The sequence below is a fragment of the Cupriavidus sp. D384 genome (assembly GCF_001652915.1).
Lineage (GTDB): Bacteria > Pseudomonadota > Gammaproteobacteria > Burkholderiales > Burkholderiaceae > Cupriavidus.
Map to the genome: position 1 here is coordinate 28,020 of NZ_BBQI01000102.1, position 20,110 is coordinate 48,129.

The 20,110-nt window shown below is 64.9% G+C and carries 19 protein-coding genes; 11 read left to right on the forward strand and 8 right to left on the reverse strand.

What is annotated here, in order from left to right; all coding sequences use genetic code 11:
• The first annotated feature begins 1 nt into the window (after nucleotide 1).
• Entirely contained in the window at nucleotides 2–1,249 is a 1,248-nt protein-coding gene (locus A9J21_RS26225; protein ID WP_066740840.1) for a CaiB/BaiF CoA-transferase family protein, read from the forward strand.
• Nucleotides 1,250–1,273: 24 nt separating this feature from the next.
• On the opposite strand, the gene A9J21_RS26230 is transcribed toward A9J21_RS26225, so the two are convergent.
• Entirely contained in the window at nucleotides 1,274–1,891 is a 618-nt protein-coding gene (locus A9J21_RS26230; RefSeq protein WP_066740842.1) for a hemolysin III family protein, read from the reverse strand.
• Nucleotides 1,892–2,340: 449 nt separating this feature from the next.
• Between A9J21_RS26230 and A9J21_RS26235 the strand changes: the two genes are divergently transcribed.
• The 6 genes from A9J21_RS26235 (at nucleotide 2,341) to A9J21_RS26255 (ending at nucleotide 7,026) form a co-directional block, all read left to right on the forward strand.
• Nucleotides 2,341–2,556: a hypothetical protein gene (locus A9J21_RS26235; RefSeq protein ID WP_156546197.1), complete on the forward strand. Its 216-nt coding sequence runs from the start codon at nucleotides 2,341–2,343 to the stop codon at nucleotides 2,554–2,556.
• A 61-nt stretch (nucleotides 2,557–2,617) separates the two neighbouring features.
• Complete coding sequence (locus A9J21_RS26240) at nucleotides 2,618–4,801, forward strand: phosphocholine-specific phospholipase C (RefSeq protein WP_066740847.1); 2,184 nt, start codon at nucleotides 2,618–2,620, stop codon at nucleotides 4,799–4,801.
• A 149-nt stretch (nucleotides 4,802–4,950) separates the two neighbouring features.
• Nucleotides 4,951–5,349: an FKBP-type peptidyl-prolyl cis-trans isomerase gene (locus A9J21_RS26245; RefSeq protein WP_066740848.1), complete on the forward strand. Its 399-nt coding sequence runs from the start codon at nucleotides 4,951–4,953 to the stop codon at nucleotides 5,347–5,349.
• A gap of 150 nt (nucleotides 5,350–5,499) precedes the next feature.
• Nucleotides 5,500–6,246 (forward strand): sulfite exporter TauE/SafE family protein, encoded by a 747-nt coding sequence (locus A9J21_RS26250; RefSeq protein WP_066740850.1) that lies wholly within the window; start codon nucleotides 5,500–5,502, stop codon nucleotides 6,244–6,246.
• A 139-nt stretch (nucleotides 6,247–6,385) separates the two neighbouring features.
• Nucleotides 6,386–6,523, forward strand: a complete 138-nt coding sequence (locus tag A9J21_RS32085) for a hypothetical protein (RefSeq protein ID WP_180863029.1) — start codon at nucleotides 6,386–6,388, stop codon at nucleotides 6,521–6,523.
• 179 nt (nucleotides 6,524–6,702) lie between these two features.
• Nucleotides 6,703–7,026 (forward strand): hypothetical protein, encoded by a 324-nt coding sequence (locus tag A9J21_RS26255; RefSeq protein WP_066740852.1) that lies wholly within the window; start codon nucleotides 6,703–6,705, stop codon nucleotides 7,024–7,026.
• A 196-nt stretch (nucleotides 7,027–7,222) separates the two neighbouring features.
• Here A9J21_RS26255 and A9J21_RS26260 read toward each other — a convergent pair whose 3' ends face one another.
• From A9J21_RS26260 to A9J21_RS26275, 4 genes are all read right to left on the reverse strand, one after another.
• Nucleotides 7,223–8,902, reverse strand: coding sequence for an amidohydrolase (locus tag A9J21_RS26260; RefSeq protein WP_066740854.1), 1,680 nt, complete (start codon nucleotides 8,900–8,902; stop codon nucleotides 7,223–7,225).
• Between the two features lie 62 nt (nucleotides 8,903–8,964).
• The gene (locus tag A9J21_RS26265; RefSeq protein WP_066740856.1) at nucleotides 8,965–10,494 is read right to left on the reverse strand and encodes an amino acid permease; all 1,530 of its coding nucleotides are present in this window, start codon (nucleotides 10,492–10,494) and stop codon (nucleotides 8,965–8,967) included.
• Between the two features lie 143 nt (nucleotides 10,495–10,637).
• Nucleotides 10,638–11,687 carry a phytoene/squalene synthase family protein gene (locus A9J21_RS26270; RefSeq protein WP_066740858.1) on the reverse strand — a complete coding sequence of 350 codons (1,050 nt, stop codon included), beginning with the start codon at nucleotides 11,685–11,687 and terminating at the stop codon, nucleotides 10,638–10,640.
• A 131-nt stretch (nucleotides 11,688–11,818) separates the two neighbouring features.
• On the reverse strand, nucleotides 11,819–12,520 hold the full coding sequence (locus tag A9J21_RS26275) for a DUF899 family protein (protein WP_066740860.1): 702 nt from the start codon (nucleotides 12,518–12,520) through the stop codon (nucleotides 11,819–11,821).
• A 207-nt stretch (nucleotides 12,521–12,727) separates the two neighbouring features.
• Here A9J21_RS26275 and A9J21_RS31180 point away from each other — a divergent pair, with 207 nt between their 5' ends.
• The 4 genes from A9J21_RS31180 (at nucleotide 12,728) to A9J21_RS26290 (ending at nucleotide 16,929) form a co-directional block, all read left to right on the forward strand.
• Complete coding sequence (locus A9J21_RS31180) at nucleotides 12,728–12,961, forward strand: CDP-diacylglycerol pyrophosphatase (protein WP_082926616.1); 234 nt, start codon at nucleotides 12,728–12,730, stop codon at nucleotides 12,959–12,961.
• 22 nt (nucleotides 12,962–12,983) lie between these two features.
• Complete coding sequence (locus A9J21_RS26280) at nucleotides 12,984–13,751, forward strand: CDP-diacylglycerol diphosphatase (protein ID WP_066740862.1); 768 nt, start codon at nucleotides 12,984–12,986, stop codon at nucleotides 13,749–13,751.
• 154 nt (nucleotides 13,752–13,905) lie between these two features.
• Nucleotides 13,906–15,177, forward strand: a complete 1,272-nt coding sequence (locus tag A9J21_RS26285; protein ID WP_066740864.1) for an MFS transporter — start codon at nucleotides 13,906–13,908, stop codon at nucleotides 15,175–15,177.
• A gap of 210 nt (nucleotides 15,178–15,387) precedes the next feature.
• Entirely contained in the window at nucleotides 15,388–16,929 is a 1,542-nt protein-coding gene (locus tag A9J21_RS26290) for a methyl-accepting chemotaxis protein (RefSeq protein WP_066740866.1), read from the forward strand.
• Between the two features lie 44 nt (nucleotides 16,930–16,973).
• On the opposite strand, the gene cyoD is transcribed toward A9J21_RS26290, so the two are convergent.
• Genes cyoD through cyoB form a run of 3 tightly spaced genes read right to left on the reverse strand, consistent with a single transcriptional unit; the run spans nucleotide 16,974 to nucleotide 20,060 of the window.
• Nucleotides 16,974–17,411 (reverse strand): cytochrome o ubiquinol oxidase subunit IV, encoded by a 438-nt coding sequence (cyoD, locus tag A9J21_RS26295; protein ID WP_066740868.1) that lies wholly within the window; start codon nucleotides 17,409–17,411, stop codon nucleotides 16,974–16,976.
• Nucleotides 17,408–18,064, reverse strand: coding sequence for a cytochrome o ubiquinol oxidase subunit III (gene cyoC / locus A9J21_RS26300; protein WP_066740870.1), 657 nt, complete (start codon nucleotides 18,062–18,064; stop codon nucleotides 17,408–17,410). Before cyoC ends, cyoD begins: the two co-directional genes overlap by 4 nt.
• Entirely contained in the window at nucleotides 18,057–20,060 is a 2,004-nt protein-coding gene (cyoB, locus tag A9J21_RS26305) for a cytochrome o ubiquinol oxidase subunit I (protein WP_066740872.1), read from the reverse strand. The genes cyoC and cyoB overlap by 8 nt, the downstream gene beginning before the upstream one ends.
• Between the last annotated feature and the right edge of the window lie 50 nt (nucleotides 20,061–20,110).

The window sequence follows — 20,110 nt, forward strand, 5'->3', positions numbered from 1 at the left end:
AATGTCCGATTTCACATCCATGCAGCCCGGCGCGCTGGCCGGCCTGCGTGTGCTGGAACTCGCCCAGATCATGGCCGGCCCCACCTGCGGCATGATGCTGGCCGACCTGGGCGCCGACGTGATCAAGATCGAGAAGATCGACGGCGGCGACGATGCACGCGGCTACAAGGAGCCGGCGATCAATGGCGTGTCGGCACCGTTCCTGATGCTGAACCGTAACAAGCGGGGCATCGCACTGGATCTCAAGAAACCCGAGGGCCGCGAGGTGTTCCTGCGCATGGTGCGCAACGCCGATGTGGTGATCGAGAACTTCCGCAAGGGCACGCTGGAAAAGCTGGGACTGGGCTACGACACGCTGTCGCAGGAGAATCCGGGCCTGATCTATTGCGCGATCTCGGGCTACGGGCGCAGCGGCCCCTATGCCGACAAGGGCGGCTTCGACCTGATTGCGCAGGGCTTTACCGGGCTGATGAGCATCACGGGCGAGGAGGGCGGCCCGCCGCTGCGCACCGGCAATTCGATTGCCGATATCAACGCCGGGCTGCTTGCGGCGTTCGGCATCCTGGCCGCGTACCAGCACCGCCAGAAGACCGGGCGCGGGCAGGTGGTGGAGACCTCGCTGATCGAGGCCGGGCTGCAGCAGCTGTACTGGCACGCGGCCATCCACTTTGCCACCGGGGAATCGCCGGGGCCCAGCGGATCCGCGCACGTGCTGGCTGCGCCGTATCAGGCGTTTCCGACGCAGGACGGCCATATCATCGTGGGCGGCGCCAACGAAAAGAACTGGGCGCGCATTGCGCAGGCGCTGGGGCATCCCGAGTGGATCGACGATCCGCGCTACCGGCTCAATGCCGACCGCATGCGGCATCGCGAGACGCTGCTGCCGCAGATGGCGGAAATCCTGATGACGCGCCCCTCGGCCCACTGGCTCGATGCCTTCGATGCCGCCGGCGTGCCGGCCGGGCCCGTGCATTCGATCGGCGAGGCATTGAATCACCCGCAAACGTTGGCGCGAGGCATGGTGGTGCGCCAGCAGCATGCCGAGGCGGGACCGATCCGTACGCTGGGCCTGCCGATCCAGCTCTCCGAAACGCCCGCCCAATATCATCGTCCGTCGCCCCGGCTGGGCGAGCATACGTGTGCGCTGCTGGCGGAATGTGGCTACGGCGAGGCGGAGATCGCGGCCCTGCTGGAGGCGGGCGTGGTGTCGGAATCGACCGCGCCGGTGGCGGCCGTGTCCGAAGTGTAGCCGGGCCCGGCAAGGCCCGGCGCGTCAGTCGACGTAGAACAGGATGCTGATGAACTGGCAGATGCTGCCACCCAGCACGAACAGGTGCCAGACGCCGTGGAAGTGGCGCACGCGCTCGTCGAACAGGAAGAAGCCGATGCCGGCGGTGTAGATCGTGCCGCCGGCCACCAGCCAGTACAGGCCTGCGGTGGGTAGCGCCGCCGCCAGCGGCTGGAAGGCAATCAGCACCAGCCAGCCCATGATGACGTAGATGGACAGCGATAACACGCGGGTGCGATGGCCGATCCAGAGTTCCTGGATGATGCCGATGGCGGCCAGGCCCCAGTTGATGCCGAACAGTGTCCAGCCCCAGGGCCCGCGCAGTGTGACCAGTGCGAACGGCGTATAGCTGCCGGCGATCAGCAGGTAGATCGCGCAATAGTCGAGCCGGCGGAAGATGTCCTTGGCCGGGCCGCGCACGCTGTGATAGACGGTGGAAATTGTGTAGAGCAGCACCAGCGTGGTGCCGTAGACCACGGAACTGACCACCTTCCAGGCGTCGTGATAAAGCGCCGACGAGGTGACCAGCACCGCCATGCCAGCCGCGGAAAGCACCGCGCCAGCCAGGTGACTGTAGCCGTTGAACCGTTCCCCGCGATACATCCCGAATGCTCCGTCTGCGTAGTTGGCCAGCGGGCATTGTGGCATGGATCGCGACGGAACAAGGGTCAATGCCTGCAGAAGCAGGGTTATTTCATCGACAGGCAATGCTTGAGTGCGCGGTTACCTTTTAAGTTGCCCACCGTGCCAACCCGGCAAGGCCTGGTCGACGGGCGCGCCATCAAGTCCGGCCGCCGCCCGAAGCGTTGCAGCGCCTGGGCTGCCATGTTCATTCGCAACAGGCATTCGCTCAAACGCGCGATCGGTATCGTGTTGGTCACATCGTTGACATAACAAGCGTCCAGACTTCAGTTCTCGCCCGCAGACACCCTCCTTAGGTGGGGTAAGCCTTGTACATCAAGACATTGGGAGACAAGGGCGGCGGGGAACGCGCACGGGCATCCGGACATTTGACGCCCGAACCGTCACCTGAAATTCTCTGACCTCGAACCATGACAACCACAAAAGCTGTTCATTCGCGCATGCGCAGGCCGGTGCTTGGAGCCGGTGTGCTGTGCCTGGCCCTGCTGCTCGGCGCCTGCGGTGGCGACGACAACAACAACAATTCGACGCCCCCTGCCACGGGTGGTGGCAACGGTGGCAATGGCGGCAACGGCGGCACCACGCCGGCCGCCTGCACCACGGCGCACTGCGCGCCGGCCCCCTGATCCACCGCGAACCGCCTCCGGGCAGAACCGCGCGCCCTCACACAACAGACACCGACCCGGCATGACATTCAATCCATCCAAGCGCAAGTTCCTGCGCAACACGCTCGGCACCGCTGCGGCTGCCGCCACGCTCGCATCGTTCCCGCCCAGCATCCGCCGTGCGCTCGCCATCGAGGCCAACAACGTCACCGGCACGATCCAGGACGTCAAGCACGTGGTGCTGCTGATGCTGGAGAACCGGTCGTTCGACAGCTACTTCGGCACCTTCAAGGGCGTGCGTGGCTATGGCGACCGCTTTGCGATTCCGCTGGCAAACGGGCAGAACGCGTTTTTCCAGACCGACGCCACCAACGCCACGATCACGCCATACCGGCTGGATGGCTCGCTGGGCAACGCGCAACGCGCCGGCAGCACGCCGCATACCTGGCCCGACGCGCAGAACGCCTGGGACCACGGCCGCATGAACCGCTGGCCGGTCGCCAAGAACCGCCTGTCGATGTCGTACTACGACACCCCAGAGGTGCCGTTCCAGCGCGCACTGGCCGATGCCTTCACGCTGTGCGATGCCTATCACTGCTCGATGCACACGGGCACGATCCCGAACCGCCTGTTCTACTGGACCGGCACGAATGGCCCGAGCGGTGCCAACGTGGCGGCCATGGTCAACGAGTTCAACGGTGGCAATGACGTGGGGCCGTCAACCCAGGGCTGGACGTGGAAGACCTATGCCGACCGCCTGGTGGATGCCGGCGTGAGCTGGAAGGTCTACCAGAGCCTGGCCGACAACTACGGCTGCAACGAGATGATGAGCTTCCAGCATTGGCGCGTGGCGATGGAGTCGATGCCCGTGGCGCGCCGTCCGGTGGCGCTGCCGGCCGTCTCGCCGGCCTACGATCCGTCGATCGACGATGCGCTGAGCCCGCTGGCAAAGGGCTTTGCCAACACCATGCCCGACGGCCTGCTGCAGTCGTTCCGCGACGACGTGCAGAACGGCACGCTGCCGGAAATCTCGTGGATCATCCCGCCGTCGCTCTACAGCGAACACCCCGGGCCGTCGAGCCCGGCGCAGGGCGGCTGGTACGTGCAGCAGGTGCTGGACGCGCTGACGGCCAATCCCGAGGTCTTCAGCAAGACCGTGCTGCTGATCAACTACGACGAGAACGATGGCTTCTTCGACCACCTGCCGCCGCCGTCGGCCCCGTCGCGCAACGCCGATGCGTCGCTGGCCGGTGGCAGCACGCTCAGCGACGCCGACATGGCCTTCGAGTATCACAACTACACGCCGGCAACGGCCAACCAGTCGGCCATCGACGGCAAGCCCTACGGCCCGGGCCCGCGTGTGCCGATGTGGATCGTGTCGCCGTGGAGCCGTGGCGGCTGGGTCAACTCGCAGGTGTTCGACCATACGTCGACGCTGCTCTTCCTGGAAAAGCGTTTCGGCGTGAAGGAGCCGCAGGTTGGCGCCTATCGCCGTGCAGTGTGTGGCGACCTGACGTCGGCGTTCAACTTCGTCAATCCGAACACTGACGCGCTGCCGACACTGGCCGGCCGCAGCACCAAGGTGACGGTCGACAACCTGGCTCTGACGCAGAAGGCATCGGCCGCCATTCCGGTGCCGACCACCGCCGTGCTGCCGCCGCAGGCAACCGGCACGCGGCCGTCGCGTGCGCTGCCCTACGAATTGCACACCACATCGCACATCGACGCGGGCGCGAAGACCGTGAAGCTGAGCTTTGTCAGTGGCGGATCGGCCGGGGCGGTCTTCCACGTCTACGACAAGCTGCACCTCGATGCCATTCCGCGCCGCTACGTGGTGGAAGCCGGCAAGCATCTGGATGGCGTGTGGAGCGTGGCGGCCGACAACGGCAAGTACAACCTGTGGGTGCTGGGCCCGAACGGCTATCACCGCGCGTTCGTTGGCGATGTGTCCGAGCCGTCGGCAGAAATCCAGGTCTGCTACGAGCTGTGCGATCCGGCAAAGCTGCAGGTCAAGCTGCACAACCGCGGCGACAAGGCGTGCACGTTCACGGCATCGGCCAGGGCATACCGCACCGACGGGCCCTGGACGCAGACCGTGGCGCCGGGCCAGGTGGGCGAACTGAGCTGGACGCTGGGCGACAGCGGCAACTGGTACGACTTCGAGATCGGCTGCGACCTGGCGCCGTCGCTGCGTCGCCGTATCGCGGGCCGTATCGAGACCGGCAAGGATTCGGTCAGCGATCCGGCGATGGGTCAGGCGTCGTAATCGCGGGCGTCCCCGTGCATCGGGCATGACACAGGGGCTGGCCGGCATGGCGTGTACACTTGCCGGCTGGCACCTGGCCCGATTTGCCGGGACCGGTGTCGCTCCTGAAAAACCGGACCCACGACACACGTCATACGACACAGAATCTCATGAAGAAAATCTCCCTGCTCCTCGCAGCCGTTGCGCTGACCGCTTCGGGCCTGGCCGCCGCTGCCGAAACGCTGCCTTCGGGCGTGGTCGTCGATACCGTGACCAAGGGCACGGGTCCGTCGCCCAAGGCGTCGGACACGGTCAAGGTCCACTATCGCGGCACGCTGACCGATGGCACGGAATTCGACAGCTCGTACAAGCGCGGCCAGCCGATCTCGTTCCCGCTGAACCGCGTGATCCCGTGCTGGACCGAAGGCGTGCAGAAGATGCAGGTGGGCGGCAAGGTCAAGCTGACCTGCCCGGCATCGACGGCCTACGGCGCGCGCGGCGTACCGGGCACGATCCCGCCGAACGCGACGCTGAACTTTGAAGTGGAACTGCTGGGCATCGGTGGCTGATGGATTTCTCCCCTCTCCCGCCTGCCGGGAGAGGGGCCGGGGAAACGGGCGAAAGCATCCAGCGCGTTAAACGGCGGCTGATGCATCTCGTCCTCCCCATCCGTCCCTTCATAAGGACGGGGCACCCTCCATAACGAGAAGAGGATCCGCGTGGATTCCGTGTTTATCGTCGTTGCGCTCGGCGCCATCGTCGCCGGGTTTGTCCAGGGGCTCTCCGGATTTGCCTTCGGCATGGTCGCCATGTCGTTCTGGGCCTGGGGCGTGGAGCCGCGCATGGCCGCGGCGATGTCCGTATTCGGCGCACTGACCGGCCAGCTGCTGGCGGCTTTCACGGTGCGGCGCAAGTTTCACCTTTCCACGGTGCTGCCGTTCCTGCTGGGCGGCATCGTCGGCATTCCCATCGGCGTGAGCCTGTTGCCACGGCTCGACGTCAACCTGTTCAAGCTGTGCCTGGGCATGATCCTGGTGATCTGGTGCCCGATCATGCTGTTCTCGGCCCGCATTCCGCCGATCCGCCATGGCGGCCGCGTGGCCGATGGCATCGTCGGCGTTGTCGGTGGCATCATGGGCGGCATAGGCGGGTTCACGGGTATCGCGCCCACGCTCTGGTGCACGCTGCGCGCCTTCGACAAGGACAAGCAGCGCGTGGTGATCCAGAACTTCAACCTGGGCGCGCTGATCGTGACGATGGGCGTCTATGTGGGCACCGGCATCATCACGCGCGACATGCTGCCGATGTTCGCCATCGTGGCGCCGGCCATGCTGATTCCGACGCTGATCGGCACGCGCGTCTATATCGGCATCAGCGACCTGGCATTCCGGCGAATCGTGCTGACACTGCTGACCTGCTCGGGTCTGGCGATGCTGGCGGCGTCGGTACCCAAGGTACTGGCCTGATCGCCCCGGGTCTGAAGTGCTGCATTGCCGACTTGGTATGGGACGGCTGCAAAGCAGCCGGCATTGGTCGTTATCAGGGTTTATACTGACGTCCATCCCTGCCGACCGCTGCCGGTCATCCAGCATTTTCCCCCGCATCATGAACAAGCGTTTCTACCTTTTCTGCGCTACCACGTGGGCTGCCGCCGCCATCCTGATCATCGGTGACGGCGCCATGTCGACCGACGTGCTGAGTGGTGTGGTGGCACTGGCGGGCTTCGACCTGTTGCGTCCCTGACCTCCCCGGGCCGCCTGCATTTGGTGCCAGGGCGGCGCTTTGCCGATTCGCACGGTGACGTGCACGCCATACGCTGCCCGTGATGGCGCTTTCGATGTCTGACGTCTACCCTTGACTGTGGCCCGTGCGGAATCTGCCGCACGATGATCTATTCAACAGTCTGCGCAGGGGAAATTCCGATGAAAGCATTCACGATGGCGGTGGCGGTGGCGGCGGCGGTTAGCGTTCCCGGTCTGGCAATGGCGGCTGGCCCGGCCAATCCTGCCGATCGCTACGACTACAACATGCGTACCACGAACAAGGACGGCTACGTGCCCGATCCGGCTCGCGCCACCAACAAGGACGGCTACGTACCGGACACGGCCCGCTCGGGCGACAAGTTCGATCCGTATACCCAGGGTGCGAACCAGAACACGGCTTCGGCCCTGACCGACAGCAAGACCACCAAGAAGTCGTCGGGCAAGTCGACGTCTCACAAGAAGGCGCCGACGGCACAGCAGTAATCGGCTCCATCCGGCCCTCAGGTCCCAACACGCGACACTATTCAGTTCTGTCAATTTGTGAAATCACAGAACTCTTGAATCTGCAGCGCTTCGATTCCGCGCTTTGCGAAAAGAAAAAGCCCCGCTGAACTTGCGTTCAGTGGGGCTTTCGCCTGGTAGGGCTAGCGCGATAACGCGCTATCGGCTTTCGTGGAACTCAGCGCTGCGCCGACTGATCTCCCTTCGCATACACGCGCTCGCCGGCTACCCAGGTCTCCAGCACCTGGATCTTCCAGATGTCGGCGGCGGGCACCTTGAACAGGTCGCGGTCCACCACGATGAAGTCGGCCCACTTGCCGGCTTCGAGCGAGCCGAGCGTCTTTTCCTGGTGCTCGGCGTAGGCGGCGTCCAGCGTGAAGGCGCGGAATGCCTGCGGCAGCGTCATGGCTTCCTCCGGATGCCAGCCCTTGATCGGGCGGCCTTCGTGGTCGGTACGCGTCACGGCGGCGTGCAGGCCGTAGAACGGGTTGGCCGATTCCACCGGGAAGTCCGAGCCACCGGCGATGACCGTGCCCTGCTTCAGGAACGTCTGCCAGGCATAGGCGCCCTTGATACGGTCATGGCCGATACGGTCTTCGGCCATGTTCATGTCGCTGGTGGCGTGCGTGGGCTGCATCGACGCGATCAGGTCCAGCTTCTTGAAGCGCGGGATGTCCGGCATCGACACCACCTGTGCGTGCTCGATGCGGTTGCGCAGTTCACGGCCGCCCACTTCCTTGTAGGCCACTTCCATGGCGTCCAGCACCTGGCGGTTGGTCTTGTCGCCGATGGCGTGCACGTTGACCTGGTAGCCGGCCTTGATGGCGGTCTTCACGGCGGCCTGCATCGCGGCGTCGCTCATGAACAGCAGGCCGCTGTGCGCGTGGTCGTCGGTGTACGGCTCCATCAGCGCGGCGCCGCGGCTGCCCAGGGCGCCGTCACCGTACAGCTTGACGGCGCGCAGGTAGTAGCGGTCGTTGCCGTAGCCGATCACGGGGCCCTTGGCGGACAGCGCCTTGAAGTCGTCGCCGGTGTCGCGAATCATTGCGTAGATGCGCGTGGTCAGCTTGCCCTGGTCGGCGAATTCGCGATAGATGCGGTCGTCGGTCACCGTGACGCCGGCATCGCCGACGGCGGTCAGGCCCAGCGCGTTCATATGGGCGATGGCGGCGGCCAGCGCGGCACGGCGGTCGTCGTCGGTGTACGGCGGGATGATGTCGTTGACCAGCGCCATGGCCTTGTCGACCAGCACGCCGGTCGGGTTGCCGTTGGCGTCGCGCTCGATACGGCCGCCGGCAGGGTCCTTGGTGTCGCGCGTGATGCCGGCCGCCTGCAGCGCCTTGGTGTTCAGCCACGCGGCGTGACCATCCACGCGCACCAGGCGGGCCGGGCGATCCGAAACGGCGGCGTCGAGTTCGGCGGCGGTCGGGAATCGGCCCAGCTTCCAGTTCACCTGGTTCCAGCCATAGCCGAGCAGCCACTTGCGCTGCGGGTTCTTCTGGCCGTAGGCGCGGATGATGCCCTGAGCCTCCTGCAGGTCCTTCGTGCCCGACAGCGAGATCTCGGTGGTCTTGAAGCCCAGGCGGAACACGTGGCCGTGGGCGTCGATCAGGCCCGGCAGCAGCGTCTTGCCCTGGCCGTCGATGCGCTTTGCATCGGGATACTTGGCGCGCAGCGCGGCGGCGTCGCCGGTGGCCAGCACCTTGCCCTGATCGAACACGAGGCCGCTGAACTGCGTGACCTTGTCGTTCTGCAGCGTGTAGCCCTGGACGGATTCCACCAGCGTGGGTGCGGCATGTGCGTGCAGCGCCGCCATGGCGGCCAGTGCCAGCAGGCTCGTGCGAATGGACTTCTTCAAGATGACTCCTTGGTCGTTGTGCCTGTTTTTAGTGTTGTAGAAGACGCCCGGGAATGGCGCCCTTATTCGCCGGATGCCTGGGCCATGCCACGCGCAGGGGCGTCGGCTTCGGCCGCTGGCAGCTCGGGGAATTGCATGTCCGCATAGCGCACGAAATGCGACTTGCGCGCGATGCGATAGCCGATCCAGATCAGCAGGAAGATCGGAATGCCGACGTAGGTGGCGGTCACGGCCACCCAGTCGATCTTGCCTTCGGTGAACGCCTGGTAGTTCTGGCCCAGCGTCACGATCATGCACAGCGCGAACGCGAAGATCGGGCCGTACGGGAAGAACGGCGAGCGATAGGGCAGCCGGTTCAGGTCCAGCCCCTGCGCGACGAAACCCTTGCGGAATCGGTAGTGGCTGACCGCGATGCCCAGCCAGGCGATGAAGCCGGTCATGCCCGACAGGTTCAGCAGCCACAGGTACACCGACTTGCTCTCGAACATCGATGTCAGGAAGCACAGCGCCCCGACTGCCGTGGTGGCCAGCAGTGCCATCAGCGGCACGCCATTGCGCGTCAGCTGCGCGAACACGCGCGGTGCGCGGCCTTCGGTGGCAAGGTTGTAGAGCATGCGCGTGGACGCATACATGCCCGAATTGCCGGCCGACAGCACGGCGGTCAGGATCACCGCGTTCATCACGCCGGCGGCGAACGCCAGCCCGGCATGGCGGAATACCAGGGTGAACGGGCTGACGCCCACGGTTTCCACATCGGTCTTGAGCAGGCTTGGGTCGGTGTACGGAATCAGCACGCCGATGATGAAGATCGCCAGCACGTAGAACAGCAGGATGCGCCAGAACACCTGGCGCACGGCGCGCGGGATATTCCTGGCGGGATCGGCCGATTCACCTGCCGCCACGCCGATCAGCTCGGTACCCTGGAACGAGAACCCGGCAATCATCGCCACGCCGATCAGTGCCGGGAGTCCGCCCACGAACGGGGCATCGCCGGTGGTCAGATTGGCCAGGCCGTTCACATGCTCGAAATCGCCGCGCATGACGCCGAAGATCATCAGCGTGCCGATCACGATAAACGCGATCACGGTGACTACCTTGATCAGCGCGCACCAGTACTCGGCCTCGCCGAAGCCACGCACCGAGATCGCGTTGAGTGCGAACATCAGCCCCAGGAACAACGCGCTCCACAGCACGCCCGGCGTATCGGGGAACCAGTACTGCATGACGAGCTGCGCGGCTGCCAGCTCTACGGCGATGGTCACGGCCCAGTTGTACCAGTAGTTCCAGCCCAGCGCGAAGCCGAAGCCTTCGTCCACGTACTTCGCGCCGTAGGTGGCGAACGAGCCCGATACCGGCATGTAGGCGGCCAGCTCGCCCAGGCTGGTCATCAGGAAGTAGACCATCGCACCGATCAGGATGTAGGCCGCCAGGGCCCCGCCGGGACCGGCCTGCGCGATGGTGGCGCCTGACGCCACGAACAGGCCGGTACCGATCGATCCGCCAATGGCGATCATGGTGAGATGGCGTGCGCGCAGGGTGCGGCGCAGCCCGGGCGCGTGTGCGCCTTCTTTTGTATTCGATTGATTGGACATATAAGACATGCGTCCGGGCCCTTGTGAGGCCCCGGGCGGAGTTCGCCGGCCAGCAGTCTCCTCTCCACGGGCCGGCATGGTGGGCGGCATCATAAGAGAAAACAGGGGCCGGGAAAAGGCGGGAAATGCCGGAGCAGGCGGCTTCAGCGCAAGCTTTTGTCGATGCGGGCGACGAGGCCGTTCATCCAGTTGCGCAGCGCGGTGTCAGACATGACCAGCGCCGTGCTGCGCCACAGCACGCGATACACACTGTTGCGATTGACCTTGCTCACACGGTCGGGATCGAGCCACGCATCGTTTTCCACCAGCAGTGCCAGTGTCTCCAGGCCGATCAGGATCGGCCACAGGCACGCCAGCCGCAGCCGGATGGCCGTGCGCGGCAGTGCGAACGTATAGGCCATGGCCTCGCGAAAGTGGTCGAGCGCGAGGCGCACCAGTTCATGCAGCATGGGCCGGGCACGCCGCGAATTCGTCGGATCGAGCAGCATCGGCACGGTCAGGCCATGGCGGTCGAGCACTTCGGCGGGCAGGTAGCAGCGGCCGATGCGCAGGTCCTTGCCGACGTCGCGCAGCACGTTCACCATCTGCAGCGCCTTGCCGAATCGCACCCCGCGACGCAGCATCGCGTCGAGCGGGTCCTTGAGCGTGCCGGGCAGATGCGCGTCGGTCATCGTGGTCCAGAACTCGCCGACGCAGCCCGCCACCAGGTAGGTATAGCGGTCCAGGTCGGCCAGCCCGGGCAGGGCGGCAACCTGGCCCGAGCGTTCGTCGGGGAAGGTCTGCAGGTCGAACTCCATGCCTTCTGTCAGCGTGGTGACGATACCCTGCACGGCGATGCGGTCGGATAGGGAAAGTTGCGCCAGCACGTCCAGCGCGGGGGCGATCGATTCAAGCAGCACCTTCTCGTCGGACACCGTCTGCTGCCCGGCCACTTCGACGGCCAGCCGGCGCGCGAGCGCGCCGCCATCGTCATCGCCATTGATGCGCTGGCGCAGCGCCAGCAGCAGGTCGAGACGCTGCGCGGGCGGGATCAGCGATGTATCGGCGATGGTGTCCGCGGCGCGCGCCAGCAGATAGGCCAGCCCGACAGGGTCGCGCATGCCCGCGGGCAGGACGCGCAGCGTCAGGTAGAACGAACGGGAAACACCCTTGAGCAACGGGCCGAGCAGGAAGGCCCGGTTGGGGTTTGGCATGGCGCGGTCATGACATCGATGAACCGCGCATTGTAGCCGTTGATGGCGCTTGCCAATGTCGCCAGGAGGCTCCCCTGTTCCGCCAGTGGGAGAGGGCCGAGGGAGAAAACCGGGATACCCACGCGGCGGTTTCAATCGTACTGAAGCTTCGGATACCAGTTTCCGCCGCGCCCTTCGGGCGTGGTGTCCAGCAGCGTCCAGAGCGGATCGGGGTCGGGCGCGCCGCGTGGGTCCTGGCCGGGGTCGGCCATGGCGCCACTCATCTCGCCGCTGTAGAAATGGCGGATCTTGCCGTCACGTTTCGTGAAGACGGTGTAGCCGGGGATGTCGGCGTCTTCGGCGCTGACATAGTTGCGCGTAAATGTGCCATCGGTATCGGCGTACACCTTCAGCTGCGTCCAGCCGCGCGCGGCCTTGGCGGCCTTGAGGCGGTCGATGGGCGAGCGCGCCACCATGGCCAGCGCCACGCGCTGCTCGATGTCGGGGACCTTGCCTTCCCACGACCCCATCAGCGATGTACACATCGGGCAGGGCTTCTCGCGCTGCGGGCCCAACATATAGCTGTAGACCACCAGCGTGTCCTTGTCGCCGAAGAGGTCGGCCAATGTGACCGGGCCCTTCTCGCCGGTGAAGTGATAGGTTTGCTTCACTTCGCCGCCCGGGGGCAGTTGGCGTCGCATCTCGGCCACGCGCTCGATGTGGCGGCGCAGTTCGATTTCCTCGGCCAGCAGCGCATTGCGGGCCTTGCGGTACGCGGCGTCTTCATTCGGAAAATGCGCGCGATTGCGTTCAGCCAATGCCTTGGCCGGGGTCAATGTGGACGATTGCGTCATCGTCTTGCCTCCTGAAATTCGAATCCGTGGCGTGCGCGCCACGCTGGGGAAGACCCGCACCTGCCCGGAAAGCCCGGATTGGCGCGGCCGTTTGACCAGCATAGGAAAAGAACTGTCCACATACGCACCCCGGTCAATGCGCAGTCATTCCCATGTCATGCCGGGTTATGCATAATCTGTGGCATCTGGGCTTCAAGATTTGATCTGATGCGCGTGACGATTCGAACCACGACGATTCCTGGATCCCACAGCCAGGGCCCACTGCATCGGGCGGCGGTCTACCTCAATACCGAGGAAGATGCTTCGCCGCTGATGGTCAGTGCATGGAGTCAGCGTGAACCCGATGCTTTTCTTGCCGCTCAACGCTGGGCGCGCAATCATCACTACATGGTTTCGAATCCCCGCAACGGCACATACTACGGCGGTCGCACCGCGCGCTGAACCGCAGCGTCGGCGCACCGTAATGAAGCATTGGCTGTTGTGTGGTCTGGCACTGGTTGTGGCGGGGCCCGCCTGTGCCGACGCCGGCCTGCTCGAACGCATCGTCGGTGGCTTTTCGCGCGACTCGCTCTGGAAGAATGTGCAGGAACGCTGTCTGGTGCCGGCCACGCCGACGCATGCAGACTGCGCGATCGTCGATCGCGCGCAGGGCTTCGTGCTCTACAAGGACATGATCGGCGCGTCGCACTACCTGGTCATTCCCGACCAGGCCGTGGCCGGTGTCGATGACCCGCGTGTCTGGCGTGACGGCCAGCACAATGCCTGGGCGTTCGGATGGCAGGCGCGCGAGATCGTCGGCAAGGCCGTGGGCCGCCCGCTGCCCGACACGCTGCTGGGCCTGGCGATCAACGCCCGGGCTTCGCGCAGCCAGGACCAGCTCCACATCCATCTCGATTGCATCAGCGCACACGCACGCGAATTCCTGGCTAGCAGCGATATCGGCACGCAATGGCGTGACCTGAAGTTCGATGGCAAGCCGGTGCGCGCGATGCTGGTGCCTGCGGAGCAGCCCGCGCTGTCCGTCAATCCGTTCGCGCTGGTGCGGCAGGACGTGGGCGGGGACATGGGCGACCGTGGCGTGTTCGTCGCCTACGTAAAGCCGGCCGGCGGTGCCGCCGGGTTTGTCGTGATCGACGCGCCGGCGGACAAGGCCAACGGCGGCAACGGCCACGCCAGCGATTTCCTCGACCGGGGCTGCAAACTGGGACGCGCGTTGCCAGCCGGGCAGTAGCCTCGCAGATTTCACCAGGCGGAACCTTCCGTGCCGCTGCGCGGTGATCGACCGCTTTTATGCGTTTTCCGCGCCGACGGGCAGGTGCGGCGTGCCTGGCCGCGTAGAATGATCGCGAAACACAGGCCCCGAGCCACATCCACGACGCGTATCAATGAATACCCCGGCAACAGAACCGGCAGCAGACCGGCGTCCCCAGACTACCTCCGAGATTGACGACAGCACCGCCGCACGCGGCATTGCGTTGCTCACGTTCGCGTTCATCCTGAGCCAGTTCTATCGCAGTTGCCTGGCGGTGATCGCCCCCGAGCTGCAGCACGATTTCGGGCTGTCGCCGGCAGGCTTCGGTGCATTGTCGTCGTGCTTCTTCCTGTCGTTCGCGGTGGCGCAGATTCCGGTTGGCATTGCCTTCGACCGCTATGGCGTGGGGCGTCCCACCGCGTGGCTGCTTGGCGTGGGCGCGGTATCCGCCGTGGGTTTCGTGCTGGCGCCCAGCGGCACGCTCGCCATGCTGGCGCAGGCCGGGCTCGGCCTGGCCTGCGCGCCCGTGTTCATGGGGCTGCTGCACTATGCGTCGGAACAGCTTTCCGATCGGCAGTACATGCGCGTGGTCAGCCGCTCGAACGCCATGGGCATGATCGGCGCGCTGTGCGCCACGGCCCCGCTTGGCTGGTTTTCGCAGCATTTCGGCTGGCGCCCCGCGCTGGCCATTTCGGCGCTGTGCATGGTGGGTGCCTGCTATGGCGTATGGCGCCACGTGCGCGATAGCGGTCATGCACAGGCGCGCCAGGCGCCGATGGGCGCGATGCTGGCCGAAAGCGCCAGGCTGCTCGGCATGTGGCCGCTCTGGACACTGATTCCGCTGTGTGTCGCCATGGCGGCCGGCACGGGTTTCCGCAATGCCTGGAGCGGGCCGTACCTGGCCGATGTGTTCGGCCTGCAGGCCGGCACGCGCGGCGTGGCGCTGACGCTGCTGAGCCTGGCGGGCTTTGCCACCGCGTTCCTGCTGCCGGTGCTGGTGCGGCGTAGCACGCTCAAGCACACCATCGGCGGCTGGGCCTGCCTGTCGATGGTGGGCGGCATCGTGCTGACGATCTGGCCCGATACCGGAGTGGTGCCTGGCGTTGGCCTGATGGCGCTGCTGTCGACCATCGGCATGCTTCATCCGCTGGTGATGGCGCAGGGCCGCTCACTGATTCCGCCCGCCAAGCGCGGGCGCGGGCTCGGGCTGCTCAATACCTTTGTGTTCCTGGGCTCTGCCTTGACGTCGTGGGGCTTTGGGCTGATTGCCAACGTGGGCCATCTGCGCGACTGGCCCGTCGCCAATACCTACTCGGCCATTTTCTTCTCGGCCGTGGCCGTGGTGGCGTTGTCGCTGCTGCCCTACTGGTTCAGCCCGACCTCGGCGCCCGCGCACCACAAATAGACGCCAACATTACAGTTGGCTTTCAACACGAATCTGCGCCCGCAATTCGCGTTTTCCCTTATTTTTCACTCAAGTTTCTACTACGACTGACCGTTAGGACTCCCAATGTCTGTCCGTGCGTACATGTAGATGTACGGCTGACGCAGGAGGAGCGGCCGGGGGGCAACACGCGACTCGGTCTGCCACTAACCAATGGATCAGGTAGAAGCAATGAAAAATCTTGGTATTGGTGTACGCCTTGGCATCGGCTTTGGCGTGGTGTTGGTGTTGTCTACGCTCATGACCGTGCTCGGCGTGGTGCGTCTGCAGGAAGTTGCGGGCCGCACGCACGCGATGATGCAGGAGCCGTTGGCGAAGGAACGCCTGGTCAGCGACTGGTATCGACTGATGTACGCGAGCGTGCGCCGTACCACGGCCGTGGCACGCAGCGGCGATCCGTCGCTGGGCGCATTCTTTGCGGCCGAGACCGCCTATTCGGTCAAGGCGATTGCCGAACTGCGCGACAAGATCGAACCGCGCCTGTCCACGGACGAAGAAAAGGCCGCGTTCAAGAAGATCCAGGTGGTGCGCAACCCGTACAACGATTCGCGCGACAAGATCACCAAGCTCAAGGCCGAGGGCCTGACCGACGACGCGAACAAGGTGCTGGAGACCGAATTCGTGCCGGCTGGCGACGCTTACCTGGCCGAGATCCAGAAGCTGCTCGATATCCAGCGTGCGTCGATCGATGCCACGGCGGTGCAGATCAACAATATCTATGACAGCGCCCGCAACGGCCTGATCACGCTGGGCGTGATCGCACTGGCAATCGGCGTGGCCTTTGCCTGGTGGCTGACGATTGGCATTACGCGTCCGCTGCATCGCGCCGTGGGCTTTGCCCGCACCGTGGCGTCGGGCGACCTGACCAGCCGCATCGAGGTGGACAGCACCGACGAGACCGGTCAGCTGCTGGAAGCGCTGCGCGAGATGAACGACAACATCCTTGGCATCGTCAAGGAAGTGCGCAACGGCACCGAGGCCATCGCCACGGGCACCAGCCAGATTGCCGCCGGCAACACCGACCTGTCGCAGCGTACCGAGGAACAGGCGTCGTCGCTGCAGGAAACGGCGTCGAGCATGGAAGAGCTGACCAGCATCGTGCGCCAGAACGCCGACAGCGCCAAGCAGGCCAGCGCGCTGGCCGTGAATGCGTCCGAGGTAGCCACGCAGGGCGGCGATGTGGTGGGCCAGGTCGTGCATACGATGGACGAAATCAATTCGTCGTCGCGCAAGGTCGTGGACATCATCTCGGTGATCGAAGGCATCGCGTTCCAGACCAACATCCTGGCGCTGAACGCGGCGGTGGAAGCCGCCCGTGCCGGCGAGCAAGGCCGTGGCTTTGCCGTGGTGGCCGGCGAGGTGCGCAGCCTGGCGCAGCGCAGCGCCACGGCCGCCAAGGAAATCAAGTCGCTGATCGGGGATTCGGCGGATCGCGTCGAGCGTGGTTCGGAACTGGTGGCCCAGGCCGGCCAGACCATGGAAGAGATCGTCAGCGCCGTGAAGCGCGTGACCGACATCATGGGTGAGATCAGCGCGGCATCGGCCGAGCAGAGTTCGGGCATCGAGCAGGTGAACCAGGCTGTCACGCAGATGGACACCGTGACGCAGCAGAACGCTGCGCTGGTGGAACAGGCCGCGGCAGCCGCGGGCTCGCTCGAAGAGCAGGCCCAGCGGCTCAAGGAGGCCGTGGCGACCTTCCGCCTGGCCGCCTGATTCCGGGGCCTTGCGGCCCCTGCTCCAGTCCTGGCTCCGGCCCGTTACTTCGTTCTGGGCGGCACGATCGTGCCGCCCGACTGCGCGGCCTCGCGGGCGTGTTCCATCTGCGGCATCATGTTGCTGTTCAGATGGAACATGACCCACAGCGACCCTGACAGCGTGATCACCACCAGTGTCAGCGTGAACATCAGCGACAGCATGTTCCAGCCGCCCTCCGACTTCGCGTTCATGTGCAGGAAGTAGATCATGTGGACGACGATCTGCACCGCGCCGATCAGCAGGATCACGACGGCCGTGGTCGACGACTTGTCGAACACCTTGCCCATCACCAGCCAGAACGGCACCGCCGTCAGGAATACCGATAGCACGAAGCCCGTCAGGTAGCCGCCCAGCGTGGCGTGGGGTCCGATTTCTTCTTCGTGGTGGCCATGTTCGTGATCGTGGCCATGGCCGTTCATCGCATGGTCTTGCGCGCTCATGGCAGCGTTCCCATCAGGTAGACAAAGGTAAAGACGCCGATCCAGACGACGTCCAGAAAGTGCCAGAACATCGACAGGCACATCAGCCGGCGCTTGTTGGCGGTAACCAGACCGTGGCGGCCCACCTGCAGCATCAGCACGATCAGCCAGACCATGCCGAACGTCACGTGCAGCCCGTGCGTACCGACCAGCGAGAAGAACGACGTCAGGAACGCGCTGCGCGTGGGACCCGCCCCCTCGTGGATCAGGTGCGCGAACTCGTACAGTTCCACGAACAGGAACGCCGCGCCGAACACGCCCGTGATGGCAAGCCAGATCTGCGTGCCGGCCACCCGGTTCTGCTGCATCTGCAGCATGGCAAAGCCATACGTGATCGACGACAGCAGCAGGAAGGACGTGTTCAGCGCCACCAGCGGCAACTCGAACAGTTCGGCGCCGGTAGGCCCGCCCGCGTATTCGCGGCCCAGTACGCCATAGGCGGCGAACAGGCAGGCGAAGATCAGGCAGTCGCTCATCAGGTAGAGCCAGAACCCGAGCAGCGTGCCGTTCTGCGGGTGGTGTTCCTCGGTCAGGTAGAACTGGTAGCCGCCCGGCGGTATGTCGTCGGCGGCCGCGGTGCTGTGCGCTTGGAGGGAAATGGTCGTATCAGCCATGGCCTGTCATCAGTTGGGTGCGTGCCGCTTCGGTCCGGACCACTTCGTCGGTCGGGATGTAGTAGTCGCGCTTGTAGTTGAAGGTATGGATGATTGCCGCGATGATCGTGGCCGCGAACGATGCCGCCGCGAGCCACCAGATGTGCCAGATCAGCGCGAAGCCCATCAGCGTGCACAGGCCCGCCAGCACGATGCCCGCCGCCGTGTTCTTTGGCATGTGGATCGGGATGAAGCCCTCCATCGGCCGCTTGTAGCCGTACTGCTTCATCTGCCACCAGGCGTCGGTGTCATGCACCACCGGGGTGAACGCGAAGTTGTACTGCGGCGGCGGCGACGATGTGGACCACTCCAGCGTGCGGCCGTCCCAGGGGTCGCCGGTGGTGTCGCGCAGTTCCTCGCGGCGCATGAAGCTGACCACGAGCTGGATGATGAAGCAGGCAATGCCGCACGCGATCAGGAACGCGCCGAATGCGGCGATCAGGAACCAGATCTGCAGCGACGGATCGTCGAAATGGTTCACCCGCCGGGTCACGCCCAGCAGGCCCAGCCAGTACAGTGGCATGAACGCGAAGTAGAAGCCGGTGAGCCAGAACCAGAACGAAGCCTTGCCCCACGACGCCACCAGCCGGTAGCCGAACGCCTTCGGGAACCAGTAGTAGATGCCGGCCATCAGCCCGAACAGCACCCCGCCGATGATCACGTTGTGGAAGTGGGCGATCAGGAACAGGCTGTTGTGCAGCACGAAGTCGGCCGGCGGCACTGCCAGCAGCACGCCCGTCATGCCGCCGATCACGAACGTCACCATGAATCCCACCGTCCACAGCATGGGGGCCTCGAACTTGATCTTGCCGTGGTACATCGTGAACAGCCAGTTGAAGATCTTCGCCCCGGTGGGTATCGAGATGATCATCGTGGTGATCCCGAAGAACGAGTTCACGCTGGCGCCGGAGCCCATGGTGAAGAAGTGGTGCAGCCACACCAGGTACGACAGCACGGTGATCACCACGGTGGCGTACACCATCGACGCGTAGCCGAACAGGCGCTTGCGGCAGAAGGTGGCGGTGACTTCGGAATAGATGCCGAACACCGGCAGCACCAGGATGTAGACCTCGGGGTGGCCCCAGATCCAGATCAGGTTCACGTAGAGCATGGCGCTGCCGCCCTGGTCCGCCGTGAAGAAGTTGGTGCCGACGTAGCGATCCATCGACAGCAGGGCCAGGGCAGCGGTCAGCACCGGGAATGCGGCGATGATCAGCACGTTGGTGCAGAGCGACGTCCAGGTGAAGATCGGCATGCGCATCAGCGTCATGCCTGGCGCGCGCATCTTGACGATGGTGACGAGCAGGTTGATCCCTGATAACAATGTCCCGACCCCGGCCACCTGCAACGCCCATATGTAGTAGTCGACGCCCACGTCCGGACTGTGCAGGATGCCCGACAGTGGCGGATAGGCGAGCCAGCCCGTGCGTGCGAATTCGCCCACGAACAGCGACATCATCACCAGGATGGCGCCGCCGGTGGTCATCCAGAAGCTGAAGTTGTTCAGGAACGGAAAGGCCACGTCGCGTGCGCCGATCTGCAGCGGCACCACGAAGTTCATCAGCCCCGTGACCAGCGGCATGGCGACGAAGAAGATCATGATCACGCCGTGCGCCGTGAAGATCTGGTCATAGTGGTGCGGGGGCAGGTAGCCGAGGTTGTCGCCGAACGCGACGGCCTGCTGCAACCGCATCATCACCGCGTCGGCAAAGCCGCGCAGCAGCATCACGATGCCCAGCACGATATACATGATGCCGATCTTCTTGTGGTCGATGCTGGTGAACCACTCGTGCCACAGGTAGCCCCATACGCGGAAGTAGGTCAGCAATGCCACCAGGGCGATGCCGCCCAGGATGACGACGGCGAAGGTGCCGATAAGGATGGGCTCGTGCAGTGGGATGGACTCCCACGACAGCCGGCCAAAGATCATGTTGGCGAGTTCTGAGCGCTCGGGCATGTTGTCACCTGGGCCTGTATTGACCAATGCTGGCCAATGATGATTGGCGA

Coding starts and splice junctions, on each gene's coding strand:
- A9J21_RS26225 (WP_066740840.1), top strand. CDS start 2: ATGTCCGATTTCACATCCATGCAGCCCGGCGCGCTGGCCGGCCTGCGT.
- A9J21_RS26230 (WP_066740842.1), bottom strand. CDS start 1,891: ATGTATCGCGGGGAACGGTTCAACGGCTACAGTCACCTGGCTGGCGCG.
- A9J21_RS26235 (WP_156546197.1), top strand. CDS start 2,341: ATGACAACCACAAAAGCTGTTCATTCGCGCATGCGCAGGCCGGTGCTT.
- A9J21_RS26240 (WP_066740847.1), top strand. CDS start 2,618: ATGACATTCAATCCATCCAAGCGCAAGTTCCTGCGCAACACGCTCGGC.
- A9J21_RS26245 (WP_066740848.1), top strand. CDS start 4,951: ATGAAGAAAATCTCCCTGCTCCTCGCAGCCGTTGCGCTGACCGCTTCG.
- A9J21_RS32085 (WP_180863029.1), top strand. CDS start 6,386: ATGAACAAGCGTTTCTACCTTTTCTGCGCTACCACGTGGGCTGCCGCC.
- A9J21_RS26255 (WP_066740852.1), top strand. CDS start 6,703: ATGAAAGCATTCACGATGGCGGTGGCGGTGGCGGCGGCGGTTAGCGTT.
- A9J21_RS26265 (WP_066740856.1), bottom strand. CDS start 10,494: ATGTCCAATCAATCGAATACAAAAGAAGGCGCACACGCGCCCGGGCTG.
- A9J21_RS26270 (WP_066740858.1), bottom strand. CDS start 11,687: ATGCCAAACCCCAACCGGGCCTTCCTGCTCGGCCCGTTGCTCAAGGGT.
- A9J21_RS26275 (WP_066740860.1), bottom strand. CDS start 12,520: ATGACGCAATCGTCCACATTGACCCCGGCCAAGGCATTGGCTGAACGC.
- A9J21_RS31180 (WP_082926616.1), top strand. CDS start 12,728: ATGCGCGTGACGATTCGAACCACGACGATTCCTGGATCCCACAGCCAG.
- A9J21_RS26280 (WP_066740862.1), top strand. CDS start 12,984: ATGAAGCATTGGCTGTTGTGTGGTCTGGCACTGGTTGTGGCGGGGCCC.
- A9J21_RS26285 (WP_066740864.1), top strand. CDS start 13,906: ATGAATACCCCGGCAACAGAACCGGCAGCAGACCGGCGTCCCCAGACT.
- A9J21_RS26290 (WP_066740866.1), top strand. CDS start 15,388: ATGAAAAATCTTGGTATTGGTGTACGCCTTGGCATCGGCTTTGGCGTG.
- cyoD (WP_066740868.1), bottom strand. CDS start 17,411: ATGAGCGCGCAAGACCATGCGATGAACGGCCATGGCCACGATCACGAA.
- cyoC (WP_066740870.1), bottom strand. CDS start 18,064: ATGGCTGATACGACCATTTCCCTCCAAGCGCACAGCACCGCGGCCGCC.
- cyoB (WP_066740872.1), bottom strand. CDS start 20,060: ATGCCCGAGCGCTCAGAACTCGCCAACATGATCTTTGGCCGGCTGTCG.